This window comes from Coprococcus aceti, assembly GCF_025567285.1.
Classification (GTDB): Bacteria; Bacillota; Clostridia; order Lachnospirales; family Lachnospiraceae; genus Coprococcus; species Coprococcus aceti.
Map to the genome: position 1 here is coordinate 145,295 of NZ_JAOQJT010000005.1, position 19,666 is coordinate 164,960.

At 41.8% G+C, this 19,666-nt stretch carries 20 protein-coding genes; 13 read left to right on the plus strand and 7 right to left on the minus strand.

The genetic code is table 11. The features are described 5' to 3' along the window. Positions 1–231: 231 nt before the first annotated feature. A complete protein-coding gene (locus OCV54_RS08640) occupies positions 232–1,167 on the minus strand; it encodes an AEC family transporter (protein ID WP_004849828.1) in 936 nt (311 codons plus the stop codon). A 155-nt stretch (positions 1,168–1,322) separates the two neighbouring features. Between OCV54_RS08640 and OCV54_RS08645 the strand changes: the two genes are divergently transcribed. From OCV54_RS08645 to OCV54_RS08660, 4 genes are all read left to right on the plus strand, one after another. Then, on the plus strand, positions 1,323–3,122 hold the full coding sequence (locus tag OCV54_RS08645) for a diguanylate cyclase domain-containing protein (protein ID WP_055223577.1): 1,800 nt from the start codon (positions 1,323–1,325) through the stop codon (positions 3,120–3,122). Positions 3,123–3,377: 255 nt separating this feature from the next. Then, a complete protein-coding gene (locus OCV54_RS08650) occupies positions 3,378–3,857 on the plus strand; it encodes an Hsp20/alpha crystallin family protein (RefSeq protein WP_022216070.1) in 480 nt (159 codons plus the stop codon). 306 nt (positions 3,858–4,163) lie between these two features. Continuing rightward, positions 4,164–5,501 (plus strand): acetyl-CoA hydrolase/transferase family protein, encoded by a 1,338-nt coding sequence (locus OCV54_RS08655; RefSeq protein WP_055223579.1) that lies wholly within the window; start codon positions 4,164–4,166, stop codon positions 5,499–5,501. Between the two features lie 93 nt (positions 5,502–5,594). Next, a complete protein-coding gene (locus tag OCV54_RS08660) occupies positions 5,595–6,395 on the plus strand; it encodes a metallophosphoesterase (protein ID WP_242859646.1) in 801 nt (266 codons plus the stop codon). Positions 6,396–6,518: 123 nt separating this feature from the next. Here the strand turns inward: OCV54_RS08660 and OCV54_RS08665 are convergent, their stop codons facing one another. Further along, complete coding sequence (locus OCV54_RS08665) at positions 6,519–8,045, minus strand: CoA-transferase (protein ID WP_055223583.1); 1,527 nt, start codon at positions 8,043–8,045, stop codon at positions 6,519–6,521. A 43-nt stretch (positions 8,046–8,088) separates the two neighbouring features. Next, a complete protein-coding gene (locus tag OCV54_RS08670) occupies positions 8,089–8,433 on the minus strand; it encodes a helix-turn-helix domain-containing protein (RefSeq protein ID WP_055223584.1) in 345 nt (114 codons plus the stop codon). 130 nt (positions 8,434–8,563) lie between these two features. Here OCV54_RS08670 and OCV54_RS08675 point away from each other — a divergent pair, with 130 nt between their 5' ends. Next, positions 8,564–8,944 carry a PBECR3 domain-containing polyvalent protein gene (locus OCV54_RS08675; protein WP_022216065.1) on the plus strand — a complete coding sequence of 127 codons (381 nt, stop codon included), beginning with the start codon at positions 8,564–8,566 and terminating at the stop codon, positions 8,942–8,944. A 238-nt stretch (positions 8,945–9,182) separates the two neighbouring features. Here the strand turns inward: OCV54_RS08675 and OCV54_RS08680 are convergent, their stop codons facing one another. Beyond that, entirely contained in the window at positions 9,183–9,779 is a 597-nt protein-coding gene (locus OCV54_RS08680; RefSeq protein WP_055223585.1) for a GNAT family N-acetyltransferase, read from the minus strand. Between the two features lie 300 nt (positions 9,780–10,079). Here OCV54_RS08680 and OCV54_RS08685 point away from each other — a divergent pair, with 300 nt between their 5' ends. After that, on the plus strand, positions 10,080–10,364 hold the full coding sequence (locus OCV54_RS08685) for a type II toxin-antitoxin system RelB/DinJ family antitoxin (RefSeq protein ID WP_055223587.1): 285 nt from the start codon (positions 10,080–10,082) through the stop codon (positions 10,362–10,364). An 86-nt stretch (positions 10,365–10,450) separates the two neighbouring features. Here OCV54_RS08685 and OCV54_RS08690 read toward each other — a convergent pair whose 3' ends face one another. The 3 genes from OCV54_RS08690 to OCV54_RS08700 are packed head-to-tail and all read right to left on the minus strand — an operon-like array spanning position 10,451 to position 11,393. After that, positions 10,451–10,732: a sodium ion-translocating decarboxylase subunit beta gene (locus OCV54_RS08690; protein WP_055223589.1), complete on the minus strand. Its 282-nt coding sequence runs from the start codon at positions 10,730–10,732 to the stop codon at positions 10,451–10,453. Positions 10,733–10,740: 8 nt separating this feature from the next. After that, entirely contained in the window at positions 10,741–11,271 is a 531-nt protein-coding gene (locus OCV54_RS08695) for a sodium ion-translocating decarboxylase subunit beta (RefSeq protein ID WP_055223590.1), read from the minus strand. Next, positions 11,271–11,393, minus strand: a complete 123-nt coding sequence (locus OCV54_RS08700) for a hypothetical protein (RefSeq protein WP_262563280.1) — start codon at positions 11,391–11,393, stop codon at positions 11,271–11,273. Before OCV54_RS08700 ends, OCV54_RS08695 begins: the two co-directional genes overlap by 1 nt. 456 nt (positions 11,394–11,849) lie before the next feature. On the opposite strand from OCV54_RS08700, the gene OCV54_RS08705 reads away from it, so the two are divergent. The 7 genes from OCV54_RS08705 (at position 11,850) to mobT (ending at position 19,652) form a co-directional block, all read left to right on the plus strand. Further along, positions 11,850–14,894 (plus strand): SrtB-anchored collagen-binding adhesin, encoded by a 3,045-nt coding sequence (locus tag OCV54_RS08705; protein ID WP_055223591.1) that lies wholly within the window; start codon positions 11,850–11,852, stop codon positions 14,892–14,894. Positions 14,895–15,132: 238 nt separating this feature from the next. Then, the gene (locus OCV54_RS08710; RefSeq protein ID WP_027089109.1) at positions 15,133–15,459 is read left to right on the plus strand and encodes a YdcP family protein; all 327 of its coding nucleotides are present in this window, start codon (positions 15,133–15,135) and stop codon (positions 15,457–15,459) included. A 15-nt stretch (positions 15,460–15,474) separates the two neighbouring features. Then, positions 15,475–15,858 carry a YdcP family protein gene (locus tag OCV54_RS08715; RefSeq protein WP_027089108.1) on the plus strand — a complete coding sequence of 128 codons (384 nt, stop codon included), beginning with the start codon at positions 15,475–15,477 and terminating at the stop codon, positions 15,856–15,858. A gap of 102 nt (positions 15,859–15,960) precedes the next feature. Continuing rightward, complete coding sequence (locus OCV54_RS08720) at positions 15,961–16,602, plus strand: DUF2178 domain-containing protein (protein WP_025579173.1); 642 nt, start codon at positions 15,961–15,963, stop codon at positions 16,600–16,602. A 3-nt stretch (positions 16,603–16,605) separates the two neighbouring features. Next, positions 16,606–16,809, plus strand: a complete 204-nt coding sequence (locus tag OCV54_RS08725) for a helix-turn-helix transcriptional regulator (protein WP_008787613.1) — start codon at positions 16,606–16,608, stop codon at positions 16,807–16,809. Positions 16,810–16,877: 68 nt separating this feature from the next. After that, the gene (locus OCV54_RS08730; RefSeq protein WP_055057926.1) at positions 16,878–18,272 is read left to right on the plus strand and encodes an FtsK/SpoIIIE domain-containing protein; all 1,395 of its coding nucleotides are present in this window, start codon (positions 16,878–16,880) and stop codon (positions 18,270–18,272) included. A 183-nt stretch (positions 18,273–18,455) separates the two neighbouring features. Next, positions 18,456–19,652, plus strand: coding sequence for a MobT family relaxase (gene mobT, locus OCV54_RS08735; RefSeq protein WP_041968853.1), 1,197 nt, complete (start codon positions 18,456–18,458; stop codon positions 19,650–19,652). Positions 19,653–19,666 lie beyond the last annotated feature (14 nt).

The window sequence follows — 19,666 nt, forward strand, 5'->3', positions numbered from 1 at the left end:
AAAGTATGAACATGGCGTACTGAAACTGTCGATTCCTAAGAAGGAAGAGCAGAAGAAAGTAGAGAAGAGTAATTACATCGCAATCGAATAATGTAAGAAATGCGTAATTACTTAATAACAGATGACTAATATTCGTAGAGCCCTCCGTGTATCTGCAAGGTGCAGGTATGCGGGGGGCTCTTTTGCTTGTCTGTTCCAGGGACAATCCTCATGACAAAAGAAACGTCCCCATTAAAGTATCAGCCATGAAAATAATATGACAGCCAAAGGCATGGTTATGATACAGAACAAAGTAGTAAATACATTTAAAAGACTGGAGTATGTTGCATCTTTGTTATATACCTGAACCATCTGGGTGATTGTTGAAGCTGATGGCGTGATGGAGGCAAGGTATACTATGAGTAGTAAGGTTCTTCCGTCTGGAATAAATTCGTATACATGACTTACACACATTATAAGCAGCAAAATAGTAGGCCAGATAACGAGTCTGATGGCAGAGAAAAGGTATAGTTTTGCATTCTTCAGGCTGGCCAGAATCGGCGAATCAGCCATCAGCATACCAGTTACTATCATGCTTAGAGGTGCAAGCATATTCCCGATGTCATTTATCGGTGCAAGGATGACGGCTGGCAGTTTTATCTTGCAGAAAAATAGCAGGAGACCAGCTATTATGGCTAATACATTTATATTGGATATTATCTTTTTCCATTCCAGGTGTGGCTTTTCGGAGAGCATTGTGCTGCAGTGTGTCCAGAGAAATATCAGTTGTACAGACATAAATGCGCATGAATACAGTACATAGTCGGAACCCAGAATAGCACTTACAAGTGGGATAATCATATTTCCCGAGTTGGAATACATGACAGTTGCACATTCAACCGGGGTCCAGTGCCAAAATTTTCTTCCGATATTTATAAAAATCAAAAGCAGAACATGTATAATGACCGCAATGACAGCGGAAAATAACAGTCCCTGCAGTTTTTCTTTTGTAAAATCAATCTCAAATGAACCAATTATGGCACAGGGCATCACCAGGTATACCACGATGATAGATAATATCCGGCTGTCAGATGATTTTAATATATTTTTGTTGACAAGAATAAAACCAAGCAGGATCATAATAAAAAAGTTAATAAGCTTTCCGAGCAAAATTATACTTATCTGCATAGCGATTACCTCTTTTCGTTTCCGTATTATAATACTATTCCTCTAAAAAAACATCCCTGAATGCTGACTTGTCAAAAATGAATGAATGCGATAAAATATGTGCAATTTGTAGAGAACTTGTAAATAGCATCCAAAATAAGGAGAGATGACATACTATGAATTCGCGTAAAAACCATAACAAAAAGCTTATGTTGCCGGTTCTCATTTTTCTGGTTGGCTGTCTGGTTTTGACAGTAGTTTTATATCATTCATATAGATCAAATTATAAACAGGTACGGAATGTCACAGCGCTTAATGCCACAACATATGCAGAACGACTACAGAATGACATGAACCGTGGAGTTGCAATTACAGATACACTTGAAGAGATAGCAATCAGCGAAAATGGGAAAATTGACAATTTTCAAAAAGTTGCTCGGGATCTGATGGCAGATTTTATTCAGAGCATACAGATTGCGCCTGACGGTGTTGTCACAGATATATATCCGGAGGCAGGGAATGAAGCTGGAAAGATAGATTTGATGCATGATGAAAGTCGTGGAGAGATATGCCGCTATGGAAGAGATAAAAATATAGTCACGATGCAGGGTCCTTTTGATTTAAAACAGGGGGGGCAGGGCATTGCGATTAGAAATCCTGTATATCTGGAGGGGGCAGATGGCTCTCCAGTATTTTGGGGATTTACCATAGTAATTATACGTGTTCCGGAGATATTTACAGAATCAATTCAGGCACTCACAAAATTCGGTTATGATTACTCCCTGACAAAGACAGTTTCCCCTTTGTCTGATGATACAGAGATAGTATCATCATCCGGCAATATTATGAAGAATCCGATTACATTTGAGTTTGAATTTTGCGGCAGTCTATTTGATTTTGAGATAATGCCTGCTGATGGCTGGAGTCATGGGTGGAATGTATTTCCGCAGCTGTTTTTGGGAATATGTGTTATTTTGCTCTTAACTGGATTAACGGTGGTCATCCTTGTGATTGAGAGACATCGAGATACATTAAAAAAAATGGCGATAACAGATCCGCTGACCGGACTCTTGAATCGTAAGGGGTTTGACGAACAGCTCAAAAAGGTTATGCAGGGCGATCTTCATATTCATTGCGTGGGTATACAGATGGATATTGATGATTTTAAATTTATAAATGATATGTATGGTCATGTAGTTGGAGATGCCGCACTGAAAAGTCTTGCACAGGACATGCAGAGCTATTTCAATGATAATTCTATTATTTGCAGAAATGGCGGTGATGAGTTCTCCGCCATTCTGGTTGACACAACAGAGGAAGAGGCAAGAAAGAAAATAGAACAATTTACTCTTCAGCCACGGCATATAACATATAATGGTGGGGAGCATCCATTTTACATTTCTCTTGGGTATGCAGAATATCCAAAAGATTGTGAAGATGTTTCGGAGCTTATCAGATGCGCGGATATGGCACTTTACGCGGTAAAACTTCATGGAAAGAATAATTGCAGTCCTTATCGAGGAGCTTATAAGATGCAGCACAGAAGCCAGCTTGGATTTGCACTTCAGGATGTATCAAAGAATCTTCCGGGAGCTTTCCTTATATATATAGCTGATCCTGAAAATGATAATATTTTATTTGCAAATCGTGAACTGATAGAATTTGCTGGCTGCAGGGATTTTGATGATTTTCTGGATTACACAGATCATAGATTCAGAAACCTGGTCCATCCAGACGAACGGGATTCTGTTGAGACCAGCATCTGGAAACAGATTGATGCAAAGACCAGTGGAAATAATGACTATGTAAGGTTCCATTTTGCAAAAAAAGATGGAACATATCTTCCTGTTCTTGATCACGGAAGAATAGTGGAAAACCGTTATTATGGAAATGTATTCTACGTTTTGATCATGGACTGCGCTCTGGTTGAATCTTATTATGATAACAAAACAGGTCTGGAAACTGTGCCAGAATAGCGGATTGGCTATTACAGGAATAGGACACAAAATCTTCACAAAAGAATTAGCACTCACCTATTGACAATGCTAACAACTAGGTGTATAACATAGTCAAAGATAAGGAAAGGGATAATAAAGAAGAGAAAGAATCCCGAAAGTTTATCTTGACAATTATTTTGAAAGTAACAGTAAACAAAAAGTCTAAGTGCCTTGGGGTTTCATAAGAAACCACAATTTCCGACACTTGTTTGAGATTGAAAGGAGAAATGACTTATGTTACCTAGTATTTTTGGAGAAGATTTATTTGATGATTGGATGAATGACTATTTCCCATTTGGAAGGGATTTTGACAAGGAGTTCAGTAAAGCGTTAGCACCTACCGAGCGTGCTCTGTATGGCAAGCATGCAAAGAACATGATGAAGACCGATGTCCGTGAGACAGACGATTCATACGAAGTAGATATGGATCTCCCAGGATTCAAGAAAGATGAAGTAAAGGTTCAGCTTGCTGATGGTTACCTGACAATTGAGGCTGCAAAGGGTCTGGATAAGGACGAAAAGGACAAGAAGAGCGGCAAGTATATCAGGCGTGAGCGTTATGCCGGCAGCATGAGCAGAAGCTTCTATGTCGGTGAGGGAGTTACCCAGGAAGACATTCATGCAAAGTATGAACATGGCGTACTGAAACTGTCGATTCCTAAGAAGGAAGAGCAGAAGAAAGTAGAGAAGAGTAATTATATCGCAATCGAATAATGTAAGAAATGTGTAATTACTTAATAACAGATGACTAATATTCGTAGAGCCCTCCGTGTATCTGCAAGGTGCAGGTATGCGGGGGGCTTTTTTGCGTTTTGCAATTAGATGTAAACCAGTAAAGGTGAAAAAATATTATGACTATTTTGGACTGGAATATTGTAAAAGCTGGTAAATTTTTTCATTGATATTTACACAGAATATCTCTAAAAATGTTGAAATGGCATTTGATTTATTTGATAATAGTAATTGAGACTGTTGAGGGAGGACAATCGGTGAAACGTTATTCAATAAAGGGGGATTTATATGTTCGATTTTCAGCAAATGTATAGAGAAAAGCTGCGTACACCGGAGGCTGCGGTGGAGTGTGTCAAGGATGGAGACTGGGTCGATTACACATCGTCCCTTGGAAAACCTGTACTACTTGACAGAGCACTGGCAAAGCGGAGAGATGAGCTGCACGATGTGAAGATCAGAGGCAATCTGATGGCTGGGCCTATAGAGGTTGCAGAGTGCGATGACAGTCAGGAGCATTTTGTGTATCACAGCTGGCACTGTTCGCAGTACGAGAGAAAGCTGTGCGATGAGGGCAAATGCTATTATATACCGATGGTGTTCCATAATAATGCGGCTTACTATGAGTATTTCCTCCATGTAAATGTGGTCATGGTGTCGGTGGGACCTATGGACAAGCATGGTTATTTTAACTTCTCGGTGAATACCGGTGTGGCTGCCCCTATTGCCAGGAAGGCGGACATCGTGATAGTTGAGGTGAATGAGCACATGCCTAAGATACGCGGTGGATATGACGAGTGTATTCACATATCGGATGTGGATATGATCATAGAGGGGGAGCACGAGCCATTTGCAGATGTGAAAACACAGGCACCGCGGGAGGTTGACCGGAAGATAGCGGAGCTGCTTATTCCGTATATTGTGGATGGTTCAACACTACAGCTCGGTATCGGAGGAATGCCAAATGCGGTGGGTGAGATGCTGGCTCAGTCGGATCTCAAGGATCTTGCCATGCACACGGAGCTCTGCTCGGATGCATATCTAGCCCTGTACAAGGCGGGCAAGCTGACAAATAAATATAAGAACATAGATCGTGGAAAAGGCGTATTTGGCTGTGCCATCGGTTCAAATGAGCTGTATGAGTGGCTGGACGACAATCCGGGAATCGCCGCATATCCACTTGAGTATGTGAACAGGCCATATGTCATATCGCAGATAGACAACATGGTGTCCATAAACAGCTGTGTGGCTGTGGATCTGTACGGACAGGTTGCGGCGGAGAGCAGTGGTTCGCGCCAGATCAGCGGAACCGGCGGACAGCTCGATTTCCTGATCGGAGCATCGGGCTCTCGTGGCGGCAAGGCGTTTATCTGCATGAGTTCCACACACACCGACAGGAATGGAGTGAAGCATTCCAGGGTAAAACCGCAGTTCAACGGAGATATCATCACCTCGCCGAGAAGTCAGGTGTACTTTCTTGCGACAGAGTACGGTGTGATAAACCTTGAAGGACGATCCACATGGGAGAGAGCGGAGGCTCTGATATCCATAGCCCATCCTGATTTCCGGGACATGCTGGTAAAGGAGGCACAGGAGAGAAAGATCTGGCGGAGGTCGAATAAGAGATGAGAAGATCATGGCATTATAAAAGTGGGGCTGCGAATGAAAGGAAAATCTAAAAAACAAAAAAGTAGAAATAAGAAAAAGCAGAAAAATATAAAATTGGCAATTACTCTGAGCATAGTTATTGTCATAATATTGTTCTGCAATTTTCAGAACAAACACCTTGAAACCACACATTATACATATGCGGCAGAGCAGCTTGGCGCAGATCTTGAGGGATATCGCATCGTCCAGATATCGGATCTGCATAATGCAAAGTTTGGCAAGAATAACCAGAAACTGGTGGACAGGATAAGAGAATGTGAACCTGATATGATTGTCCTGACCGGAGATCTTGTGGACTCAAATCACACAAATGTAGACCGCGCAGTCCAATTTGTGGATGAGATCGTGAAAATATGTCCGGTATACTATGTCACAGGCAATCATGAATATTGGCTTGAGAAATCTGAATATGACGAGCTTATGGATGGGCTTATAGGTGCCGGGGTGGTTATTCTGGATGATCAGGTTGTGGAGATATCCAGGGGGGATGCGAAGTTCAGGCTGGTCGGACTGGACGATAAAAGTCTTGCGGATGGGACACTGGAGGCGTTGCTTAGTGATGAAAAGGAGTTCACGGTCGTTCTTGCACATGAGCCACAATACCTTGCCAGGTATGCCGACACCGGTGTTGATCTCGTGCTTTCCGGACATGCCCACGGCGGACAGTTCAGACTGCCGTTTGTCGGCGGGATAGTGGCTCCGGATCAGGGATTTCTTCCAGAATATACATCAGGTGAATATTATATGGATGGCACCGAGATGATAGTCAGCCGAGGCCTTGGCAACAGTGTGATTCCGGTGAGGCTGTTTAACTTCCCGGAGATAGTATGCGTGGAGCTGGTGGGGAAGCATTAGTTATTGTGAGAAAGTTAATGTAGATAAGAAAATGATGTACATAAAAGATCGTGGGAAGATTTTGAGTAGGGATCTTCTCACGACCTTTTAACATATTAGGATTTATTTTTCTCAGCCTTCTAGCTATCGCAGCCTTTCGTCTACTTCCACCTTGAAAGGAAGCTTGCTTAGAATGTCATGTTCAAGATCAATTCCCGGGTACACCTCAATGAGCTTAAGTCCCTTTTCAGTGAGCTCAAATACGCATCGTTCTGTGACGTATATAACCCTCTGCCTGTTTGCCAGCGCACGTTTTCCTGAGAAACTGATGCTTCTGACATCGTTTACGAACTTAGGAATGCTTCCCTCGTTTTTGATGGTCACGATGCCGTCATTGTCCTCCACGGCAAGCCCCTTCGTATCAAATGTGAGACAGAACACAACGGTTGCTGTCTTGGCGGTGATATTTGCAAATCCGCCTACACCGGCAAATGCGCCAGGACCCTTGTGGGCATTTACATTCCCGAACCTGTCAACCTCGATCCCGCCCATGAAACAGATATCAAGACCGCCATTGTTGTAGAGATCAAACTGGTTTGCCATGTCATAGATGGAGTCCGCGCCAATGACAGCGCCGAACACCTTGCCCGATGCAGGAAATCCGCCTACACCTCCGGATTCTACGGTCAGGGTTATCTTGTCCAGAATACCGTTCTCTCTGGCATACTTGGATACAGTCTCCGGAATTCCAACACCTATGTTGACTATATCGTCCGGTTTCAATTCCAGAGCAGCCCTTCTTCCAATGATCTCTGCGCTTGTATTGACGACATTCTTTGTCTTGGTACGACCGGAAAGCATCTCAGCCCAATCCTGCCACTGTGAATATGGAATCTCAAAACTTCCTGTCAGGGATTCGTATGATGCGTGTCTTGGCTCCGGCGGTATCTCAACGATAGCGTCAACCAGACATCCCGGAATGATGGTATTGTGAGGTCTTGATGGCCTTGCCACAAGTCTGTCAACCTGCACGATGACCTTTCCGCCATTTGCCTTTACAGCCTGACAGATGGACAGCGCATCTCCTGCGGTAAACAGATCCTCAAATGAGATGTTGCCCTTGCGGTCGGCAGCAGTTCCCTTGATGATAGCCACGTTGATAAGCGGCAGCTTGTAGTAGAGGAATTCCTCACCGTCCAGCTCAACGTATTTTACAAGTGAGTCGTCCTTTGATATGTTGTTGATTCCCGGTCCCTCAAGTCTAGGATCGACAAATATATCGAGACCGACCTTGGAGAGTGCTCCCGGAAGTCCGCCGGCCTGTGCACGAATTGCGTGTGAGATACAGCCGAGTGGAAGATTGTATGCCTCAAATCTGTCCTCAAGGACAAGCTTCTTGGTGCTGTACATGGCACCGAAATGTCCACAGATGATCTTGTCAACGGCGCCGTCTCTTATGTATCCCTCTGCCGCCTTGTTCTCATCCCACGCACCAAAGCCCGCGCTTGATATAGCTGTGAGGTGCTTCGGTGAACCTGTCCTCTGGTATCTTTTATATAATGCCTCGTGAAGCTCGATTGGAATATCTATGCCGAGAAATGAGTTGAGTGCGATCACATCTCCGTCATTTATAAGATCCATTGCCTCGTCGGCTGTCATTATCTGGTACATTTGTTCTATCCTTTCGTTTATATAAAAAATCAATCAAAATCTGCTATGAATTTATTAGCAGGTTACAATATGATAACATTCTTTGTAAGAGTTCTGTATCCTTGTTCTGACATAAATCAACAAGGGCAAAGAGCTCAGGATTCTTGTTTTTGTCAATTACGATTTGTGTCGCGGCCGGAGAATCCGAAAGACCGGTCAAATATTCAACAGATGTGTTAAAACATTGAGCAATAATTTCCAGCGTTTGCTGAGATGGGACTCTCTCTCCGTACTCATATCTGCAATATCCTATTTTGGAAAGATTGAGTCTCCTGGATGCTTCAGCCATAGTAATTCCCATATTTTCTCTCACAATTTTTAATCGTTCTGGAATTAATTTAGCAGACATTATTATTCCTCCTAGACTAAATATTGACAGTAACCATTGGATAATATAAAATAGATATATCCAATGGTTACTATACAACAAATAATAGCCTTATTCAACATTTAATATAGAATAGAGGGAGATATATAATATGCGAAATGAGGACAAGTTAATAAAAGTAGCACATTATAACACTAAACTCAATTCAGTATTAGGTTTTGATTATAGTGCTTTTACAATTTATAGATCTAAGGGATTGTTGACACATCTTATTAAAAGAAAGCATTTTGTTGCTGCAAAATACATTGATCGTTTAGATGATATAATTAGTCATCCAGACTATGCAGGATGTTATAATGGAAATATAGAGTTGGTTAAATGTTATAATGACAATATTTTTGTTTCAATCAAATTAGATGAAAAGGAATCAAAATATTATATTGCTACAGTATTTGATGTAAAAAAAGGAAAAATAGATTCATATGTAAAGTCAGGCAGATTGGTGCCGATATGTAGTAATATATTTGGTTAGATAAGATATCTTGACTTTATCGGTAAGCAATGGTATCATCATTGTATACATTTGACAAGCAGGAAAGGCACCCTGCGCTCCCTCGGGAACCTGATATGATGGATACGCCGCCCATCCAAATGTAAACATTAAATACTTAAAAATGTCAGATAAATATGAGCAATGATTTGGAGCTTATATCTATCTGACATTTTTAATTTGCGTCAGCAACGAGCTAAAGCGTGCTGCTCCTTGTTCCCTAATCAGGATACTTGATCAGATCGTACATCTTACCATAAGCGCCCATATCGCGCACACCCTCAAGCTCCATGCCGAGATGCATGTATTTGTCGCACTTTGACTTGGCATCCGTCTCAAGGATGACTGGAACGTGCAACCTGTTTCCCTCAGAGAAAGCCATGTCCAGAACTTTTCTCATGTATCCCTGTCCCTGGTATTGTTCGCGGACGCAGACCATGCCGACGAATATAAAATCTTTCTTCTCTTTCTTCATTCGATCTTGAAGGGATTTTCCTCCCTTGGACAGAGCTTTTCCCATGCAGATCATTTCTTTAAGGCTCATGTTGTGAAACAGAGCTTTGAGGATAGCCATGCCCGCCTTGAGATTTATTTTCTGTCCTGGCAGGGTATAGGCGATATACCCCTCGCCGCGTTCGCTGGTCGCGTAGAGCATTTGCCCTTCAAATGCCATACGAACGTAGCCGGCTATGTAATTTGCTACGGCTTCTTTGCTGCTGTAGAACACTCCCATACCTGTTTCCTGCCCATAGTCGTAATATCCAAACGCATGGCCGATATCCTCGGCTGCCTGCGCATCCCATTTTGTTATCTTCATTGTATTTTCTCCGTTCGATAATTATATTGTAGTTTCTAATTTGATTTATATGGTTAGACATACCTAACCATAATCATATTATCATATATAGAGTGAAAATAAAACTATGATCTCATTCAGGATGACATGATAGAAATATATGAATATATGAAGATGTGAAGGATGTCGATGTCATAGTGTTTGCATATGGAATGTTACTACTAAAACAATACATTTGTATTGAATTAGCATAAATCAAGCATTATAATTTATAAAGAAGCGGTGAAGTTGCATATTATTAATACTAGGAGGTGCATGAGAATGGCAAGCACAATACAGGTAAGGGTAGACAATGATCTTAAGTCAAAATCAGATAAATTATTTCATGATCTTGGAACAGATACTACGACAGCTATAAGAATTTTTCTTACCCAGGCAGTTGCAAATAATGGATTTCCATTTGAGATAAAAAGGGTTGTTACAGATCCATATGTGGCAATGACAGAGGAACAGATGATAGACAAACTGGCGAAGTCAAGACAACATGCTGAAAAAGGTGAATGTCGTGATGCTGATGTTGTGATAGATGATATGAGGGCAAAATGATACAGAACAATCCGTAGAGCTATGAACATTAAAGAGTGGGAAGCGATGAGCTTCCCACCTTTTTGTGTATTTAAAACTTTGTAAAACTAACTCAAAAGCGTTATATAAATTCCCGTAAGTATCGCAGTCGTTATAACTCCGCAGATATTTACGCCCAGGGCGTAGTCGAGAATAAATGCTGAAGGGTCAGCCTTTGATGCCGCCTTCTGGGCGACCTTGGCGGTTGAAGGTACGCATGACACTCCAGCAATACCGACTGTAGGGTTGAAGTTACCCCGCTTGAAGAGGTATACGATGTAGCCTCCGACTATTCCGCCGATACCTGAGAGGAGCAGAGCAAGCATTCCAAGGATCAGGAGCTTGAGCACCTGTTCATTCAGGAACCAGCTTTTGTTTGGATGTGATCTTGCTTTTTCTCTGTTCCCTGACGATGGCTTTGCCCCTCACGCTCTTTGGTATGAGCAGCTTGAGTGATGCAAATAAAACCATAGGTCCGTCCGCACCGCCGATGATGGAGACTGCGGCTTACGAACCGGCATCGAGGCCCATTGCCCTGGCGATAGGGTATGTAAGTATGGTGCCCGCCTCTGAGTCCGTTGCTGAATGTGAGTGTGTATATCGGCTGCAGAAAATCTATCTGCATATATTTCATCAGGTCATCGGTGGATGAAAGCAGGGGATTGATGATCAGATTTCCTGTCTGGTTATTTTCAAGGAACAGGACACCGGCATTTACCGCCGACATTCCAAGTCCCATCGGGACCATGATAAGCGGCTCCAGTGTTCCCTTTATACCCAGATACACAAGTAAAAATCCAAGTAAAATGAGCGCGATACGGGCGATGACTATATGAGGCGACTGCTCGAACATAGTCGCAATACCCTGAAAGAGGTCAAGAATATCCATTATTTCTGTACATCCTTCTCCTTTGTCATGGCACTGATACACGCCATCGTAATCTTCATAAGCACAGCGATACCATATGATATCACAGCTCCGATACTAAATACTTTTAATGCTAATAACACCCACAATATATCCAATTGAGAAAATGGTGTCAATGAATCGCGGGGTAATTGGGTGTATCTGAGCCATATCTTTGCCGAGGGGCAGTACGCTTTTCCGGTTAATATGCGAGTACCTAATCTTCACAAAATCTTCACAAAATAATTAGCACTCACCTCTTGTTATTACAGCGTAGCTTTTGTCTTAGTTCATAGAGTGCCGTAAAGTGCTTATTTACAGGCTTTTTACGGGTTTTATGAATTTATCACATTTCATCAAAAATCGTCAATATACAAAAATTTGGTGTCAAAATTGGTGTCAAATAACCTTGATTTGAGATTTTGATGAGCAACACATCAGTATAAAAAATTGAATATTTTATAGATTATGGAACGCCTAAAATGACGTTCCTTTTCTATTTCCAGCCGTTCTTATTGGACGGCTATTTTATTACCCAAAATGAAAGGAGCATTAGATTTATGAAAAAGACATGGAAACGATTGTGTACGGGCTTCTTAGTTCTTGCAACTGTCGTTACTGCTTTACCGACTACACCTGTCCATGCAGAAAGTAAGCAATACTGGACGGAAAGTGCAGAGCGTGTCGGTATCATTGAAAAAGTAATGAATGACGGTTCTATCGGTTCGACATTCAATGAGGGCTATATGAAAGTCGAGGGCGAAACTGCCTATTGTATTGACATCAATACAGATTTTAAGAACGGCTACAAGACCAGAGCTGACGCAAGCTCACGCATGAGTGCCAACCAGATTTCAGATGTGGCGTTATCCTTAGAGTATGTCAAACAGTATGGCGAAGCTCACAAGGAACTGAATTACAAACAAGTCTATCTGTTGGAACAATGTGTAGTCTGGCAAAGATTGAGCGTACATCTTGGCTGGCAATGTGATAACGTGCGAGCTTCTTATGATGAAATTCCAAAGGCAACGCAGGACGAAGTTTTCGCTGGTGCAAGAACTTTTGTCAAAGAAAATAAAGGACGCTATGAATGTGGCGGTTATATCTACTCTGGCGAGGGACAGGAATTAGGACAATTCTGGGCGAAGCTGAATGTCGGAAATGCGAAACTGCAAAAGACTTCCAGTAATAACAGCATTACAGACGGTAATGGGAATTACTATATTTCTGGTGCAACCTATGGTGTCTTTTCTGATAAGGACTGTACGAAACAGCTTGCCACCCTTACGACTGATGGAAACGGAAATACAGATGTTGTAGAGGTAACGGCTGGCACAGTCTATATCAAGGAATTATCCGCACCAGCAGGATATAAAGTGGATAAAACTGTATATTCCTTAAAGGTTGAAGCTGGAAAGACAGCAACATTGAAAGTATCTGATACGCCAAAAGTAACGGACACTTTGATTGAGCTTTTCAAGATTGATATGGAAACACAGAAAGACAATCCGCAAGGGAACGCTTCTTTAGCAGGTGCGGAATTTACATGGAAGTATTATGCTGGCTTCTACAATAAAGACAATCTCCCTGCCGAAGCTACTCGTACATGGGTTACAAAGACAATCGCTGAAACAGACAGCGACGGGACAACTCATTACATCACAAAATTAGCGGACACATACAAAGTATCTGGCGACAGCTTCTATATGCAGGACGGCAAGGCGGTTCTTCCACTTGGAACACTAACCGTAGAAGAAACAAAAGCTCCAAACGGCTACTTGTTAGAGGGTGCATATATGCAGGCTGGCGATAAGTCCGAACAGATAAAAGGCTTATATGTAACACAGATTACCGAGGACGGCGACCTTGCCGTATTATCTGGAAGTAACCAGTTTTCCGTATCAGACAAGGTTATCCGTGGCGGTGTCAAAATTCAGAAACGAGATTTAGAAACGGGCGATACAAAGCCACAAGGAAGTGCCACTTTGAAAGATACTGCCTTTGACATCATTTCCTTAAATGATAATGCAGTATTGGTTGAGGGCAAGTTATACAAGAAAAATGAAGTGGTAAAGACAATTCGTACAGATATTGAGGGTGTCGCTTCTACTTCTTCTGACCTCTTACCTTATGGAAAATTCCGTATCGTTGAGAGTGAAGCTCCCAACGGTTACTTAACTGACGGTGCAAAGCCGATTGATTTTACAATCACAGAAAATGGAAAAATCGTGGACTTAACCGAAAAAGCCCATTCTATCTATAATCAGATTAAGCGTGGAGATATTGAGGGTGTAAAAATCGGTGCAGGCACACACAAGCGTCTTGCTGATGTTCCTTTTAGGATCACAAGCAAGACAACGGGCGAAAATCACGTCGTGGTAACTGATGATAACGGGCAATTCTCCACTTCTGCTGAATGGGCTTCTCATAAGCATAATACCAACGCAGGAAAGACCAGCGAGGACGGTGTGTGGTTTGGAACTTCTGAACCAGACGACAGCAAGGGTGCATTACCTTATGATACCTACATCATTGAAGAAATGCGTTGTGATAGTAACAAAGGCTTTGAACTTATCCCACCTTTTGAAATCGTGGTATCAAGAAATAACCTTGTGATTGATTTAGGGACGCTGACTGATGAATACGAAAAAGAAATCTCTATCCATACCACAGCGACCAGCAAGGACGGCGAAAAGACTATCCTTGCAGGAAAAGAGGTAACAATCGTTGATACGGTCAAATTAGACGGACTTACAAAAGGCTCAAAATATCAGCTCAAAGGTTGGCAGATGTTAAAGGAAGAAAACGCCGAGCTTGTCATTGACGGAAAGCGTGTAGAAAATGACTATACCTTTGTCGCTGATGATGAGGAAATGAAAATAGAAATTACATATACATTCAATGCGTCCGAGCTTGGCGGTAAAAATCTGGTAACATTCGAGGAATTATACGATTTGAGCAATTCAGACGAACCCGTAAAAGTTGCGGAGCATAAAGACATTAAGGACGACGGGCAGACGGTACTTATCACAGAGCGTATCATCAAGATACATACAACCGCTACCGATAAAGACGGCAACAAAGAGCTTGAAGCTGAAAAAGAGGTAACAATCATTGATACCGTAACCTTAGAGGGCTTAGAAATCGGTACACAGTACAAACTTGTGGGCTGGCAGATGTTGAAAGAAGAAAATGCAGAACTTCTTATCAATGGAAAGCGTGTGGAAAGTGATTATACCTTTACCGCTGACAGCGAAGCTATGAAAGTGGAAGTTGCCTTTACCTTTGACGCTACTTCTCTTGACAGCAAACAGCTTGTAACTTTTGAGGAATTGTACGATTTAAGCAATCCAGACGAACCGAAGAAAGTTACCGAACATAAGAATATTGAGGATAAGGGACAGACGATTACCTTTAAGGAAAAGCCAGAAGAACCAGAGAAACCCGAAACACCACCGACACCAGAAAAGCCTAGCAGACCTAGCGACAGTCCCAAAACGGGCGACAGTACAAATGTAATGGCATTTATCGTGATGTTGCTTGCGTCTGCTGGTGGACTGGCTGGAACATATCTTTACAAACGCCGTAAAATGAAGAAATCATAAGGCGGTAACGGTATGAGGAAAGAAAAATCACGCTCTCCGCCGAAGCTGTCAAACGGCAGATTTTTGCTTATTCTGGCTTGTCTGCCTACAACCTGCAAGAACACGGATAGTCAAGGGTGCGTAAGCATTGATTTTACCCTTTACTATCTGGGGGATTGCTGGTACTTCCCAAACCGCCAGAATAAGAAATCACAATTAAAAAACTTATCAAATATAGAAAGAAACGAGGTAAAACAATATGGAAATGAAATATGTCGTGCCAGATATGACACAGTCTTTTGGAACTCTTGAATTTGCAGGCGAAAGCGAGCCAGTCTTTGAAAGAGATAAAAATAACCGCAGGGTCTTAGCCAGACGAAGCTATAACCTTTATTCTGACATACAGAAAGGCGAAAATGTTGTGGTGGAAATTCCTGTGCAGGCTGGCGAAAAGCATTTCAAGTATGAACAGAAAGTAAAACTTGTCAATCCGAAGTTATACGGCAGAGGTTACGCAATCGGGGATATGGGACATACCGATTATGTATTAGTTGCTGATGATATTGTAGCAGTTGAAGAAAAGTAAAGGAGTGAAGAATTTATGAGATTATCAAACGGGTTTGTTATTGACAAAGAGAAAACATTTGGAGAATTAAAGTTTACAGCGGTACGTGATGTGTTCTTGCAGAATGAGGACGGGACACCGAGTACCCAGCTTAAAAAGCGTATCTATGATTTGAAGTGCAGTCTGCACGGTGGAATTATCCCCGTGTCTGTACCGCCAGAAGTACCGTTAAGGGAATTTCCTTACAATGCAGTTGTGGAGCTTGTCAATCCAGTAGCCGATACGGTATCAAGAAAAACCTATACGGGTGCAGATGTGGACTGGTATGTAAAGGCAGAGGATATTGTGTTGAAGAATAAAGGCAACCAGAACGCAGGTAGCCCACAGAACCCTACACCGCAGGGACAGCCGAAGAAATAAAAGTGATGTATTTGTCTTAATTTTGATTGACACGAACAATGCGGAGTGATATATTTATCTCATAAAGATACAAAAACATCTCATTTGAAAGGAGAGATAAATATGTCAAAGAAACAAATTAAAAAAATTATTTTTATGGGGGTAGGGTGTGCTTTATTGCTTATTGTTGGTACAATCTACTCCCTATTATACAATGATGGACGCTGGGTCAAAAATATGGATATGTCGGAATATGTATTTTCTTACAAGGATATTCCTATGTTAGTAATTGGAGCTTTAATAGCACTATATGCTATCTATATAGTAATTATCTGCTTTAAAAATGTCTTTTCAAAAAACAGCAGGGAAAAACGATATTCAAGAACAATTTCTCCTTACTGGGGATTTTGTGGAATGTTTGGTTTTCTGGGGTTTGGCGGATTTTGGACATACTATAAATTTGGAGAAATATTTCCTTTTGCTTTTTTCATATTTTTTGGTTTTTTCAGTTTTTTCTTTGAAGGTAAACTTTCTCATATCTTAGAAGATGAGCTTTTTCAAGAAAATAAACGTAAGGCACAATTAGAAGCCTACAAGATAGGTTTTAAACTATTATTTGTAGTTATCTGGCTTATGGCAATAGGTATGTTTTCCCGTAATGTTGAGTGGTGTGCAATATTTATGCTGATTTCTGTTTCACTTATCTATGCTCTTGTTCTTTTTCTTAGCAACTATTTATTATATCGTTATGAAAAAAGGGAATAAATTATGGAAGCAAAGTTTGTATGTAATTTAAAAAAATATCGTGTAGCACAAGAATTAACACAAGAACAACTCGCTGACATTGTAGGTGTTCGTCGTGAAACTATTATGAGATTAGAAAAAGCACAATATAATCCGTCACTTAAATTGGCAATAGATATTTCAAGAGCTGTAAAAGCTCCGATAGAAGATATATTTATTTTTGAATAAAGACAGTTTAAAGCAGTTAGTCTTAGGATTGACTGCTTTTTTCATATCCAGAAAGGAGTGATTGATTTATGCGTAAGATTTGTAACAAAGGACACCGTATCAGAGCCAGCGACAAGCAACTTGTCTATCACTTTTCCATAGGGACGCTTCTGTTTGTATTCGTAGCGGTTCTTTTGCTACTGAATACGAAACAGCTCATGCGTACCGATTGGGAGCATTTCAGCTTGTTAGAGAACGGCTTGACGCTCTCCCCTTACAACTTCATAACCATACTGATAGCGACTGGTGTTTGTGCATTGGTCGCTTTTCTGTATTATCGCTTCTGTTACGATAGTTTCAAGAAGCTCCTGCACCGTCAAAAGCTGGCAAGAATGATACTGGAAAACAAGTGGTATGAAGCCGATACCGTACAAGATAGCGGTTTTTTTACTGACCTGCAAGGCAGATCAAGGGAAAAAATCGTCTGGTTTCCAAAGATTTATTATCAAATGGAAAAGGGACTGCTTCATATCCGCTGTGAAATTACGCTGGGGAAATATCAAGACCAGCTTTTACGGTTAGAGGATAAATTGGAAAGTGGCTTGTATTGTGAGCTGACTGACAAGACCCTGCATGACGGCTATATTGAATATACCCTGCTTTATGATATGATAGCGAACCGCATTACCATTGATGAAGTACGGGCAGAAAACGGCTGTCTTAGATTGATGAAAAATCTTGTCTGGGAATATGACGCACTCCCCCACGCTCTGATTGCTGGTGGGACGGGTGGCGGTAAAACTTATTTTCTGCTGACGCTCATTGAAGCCTTACTGCATACCAACGCTGTCCTTTACATATTAGACCCGAAGAATAGCGACCTTGCGGACTTAGGAACGGTCATGCCAAACGTCTACCATACCAAAGAAGAAATGATAGACTGCGTCAATGCCTTTTATGAGGGCATGGTACAGCGAAGCGAGGAAATGAAGCGACACCCGAACTATAAGACAGGCGAAAACTACGCCTATCTGGGACTGCCACCCTGCTTTCTTATCTTTGATGAATATGTGGCGTTTTTTGAAATGCTGGGGACGAAAGAAAGCGTGAGCTTACTTAGCCAGCTAAAAAAAATCGTTATGTTAGGGCGACAAGCAGGTTATTTCCTTATCGTTGCCTGCCAGCGTCCAGACGCAAAGTATTTCTCGGACGGTATCAGAGATAACTTCAATTTCCGTGTGGGACTTGGGCGTATCAGCGAATTAGGTTACGGTATGCTGTTTGGTTCAGATGTGAAAAAGCAGTTTTTTCAGAAGCGTATCAAGGGGCGTGGATATTGTGATGTGGGAACAAGCGTTATCAGTGAGTTTTACACGCCTTTAGTCCCGAAAGGACATGATTTTTTGCAGACTATCGGCTCTCTTGCACAAGCAAGGCAGGACGGGACGGCGACGTGCGAAGCGAAAGGCGACGGCACGGACTAGCCGTTGCTGGTGTGGCGTTAGCCACGCCAGCAGGTAAAACCCCTCGGTATCTAACAGAGGGGTACGTTTGCAAATAGACAATAGACAAAAAGCATAGGAAACATAAGGCTTCTGACATGGTTTCCTAACAAAAATCGGCTGTGAAGTCGCCTTAAAAAACTTCACACTTTATAGATTGGGGGTATGGTTCTGAATGAAGAACAATGGATAAAAGAATTACGGGAGAAACGGATTGCTTACGGTATCTCACAAGGCAGGCTGGCGGTGGCTTCTGGTATCACAAGGGAATATCTCAACAAGATAGAAAGCGGAAAAATGAAGCCGTCAAAGGAACTTCTTAATACTTTGCATAAGGAACTGGCAAGGTTTAATCCAGAAGCACCGCTTACCATGCTGTTTGATTATGTAAAAATTCGTTTTCCCACGCTGGATATACAGCACATCATCAAAGATATATTAAAACTGAATATCAATTATATGCTCCATGAAGATTACGGACATTACAGCTATACGGAGCATTATTCTCTTGGGGACATCTTTATCTATACGTCGGCTGACGAAGAAAAAGGTGTCCTTTTAGAGTTAAAAGGGCGTGGTTGCCGACAGTTTGAAAGTTACCTGCTGGCACAGCAAAGAAGCTGGTATGACTTTCTCATGGACGCACTCGTAGACGGTGGCGTGATGAAGCGTATCGACCTTGCTATCAACGACCATACGGGCATTTTGGATATACCAGAGCTTGCGGAGAAATGCAGGAAACGGGAATATATCGGAAAGTCCAGAAGTTATAAGTTTTACCAGTCGGGCGAGCTTATCAAGCACAGAGAGGACGACAGAGAATATATGGGACGTACCCTTTATCTTGGTTCTCTGAAATCAGATGTGTATTTTTGTATCTATGAAAAGGACTATGAGCAGTACGTCAAGTTAGGGACACCGCTTGAAGAAGCCGACATTATCAATCGTTTTGAGATACGGCTTAGAAATGAACGAGCCTATTATGCAGTACGAGATTTGCTGACGTATTATGACGCAGAGCAGACTGCCTTTTCTATCATCAACCAGTATGTGAGGTTTGTTGATGAAGAACCAGACAAGCGAAAAAATGACTGGAAACTCAATGACCGCTGGGCTTGGTTTATCGGCGATAACAGACAGAGCTTGAAGCTGACGACAAAGCCAGAGCCTTACACCTTAGACCGTACATTGCGGTGGGTACAACGGCAGGTAGCACCGACCTTGAAAATGCTGAAAAAGATTGATAAAGGAAACGGTACAGACTACATGGAAACAATCGAACAGCAGGCAAAGCTCACAGAAAAGCATGAAATGATTATCAAACAGCAGACGACCCCTGCAAAAGATTTGGTGGAAAGTTAGGAGTGATAAAAAAT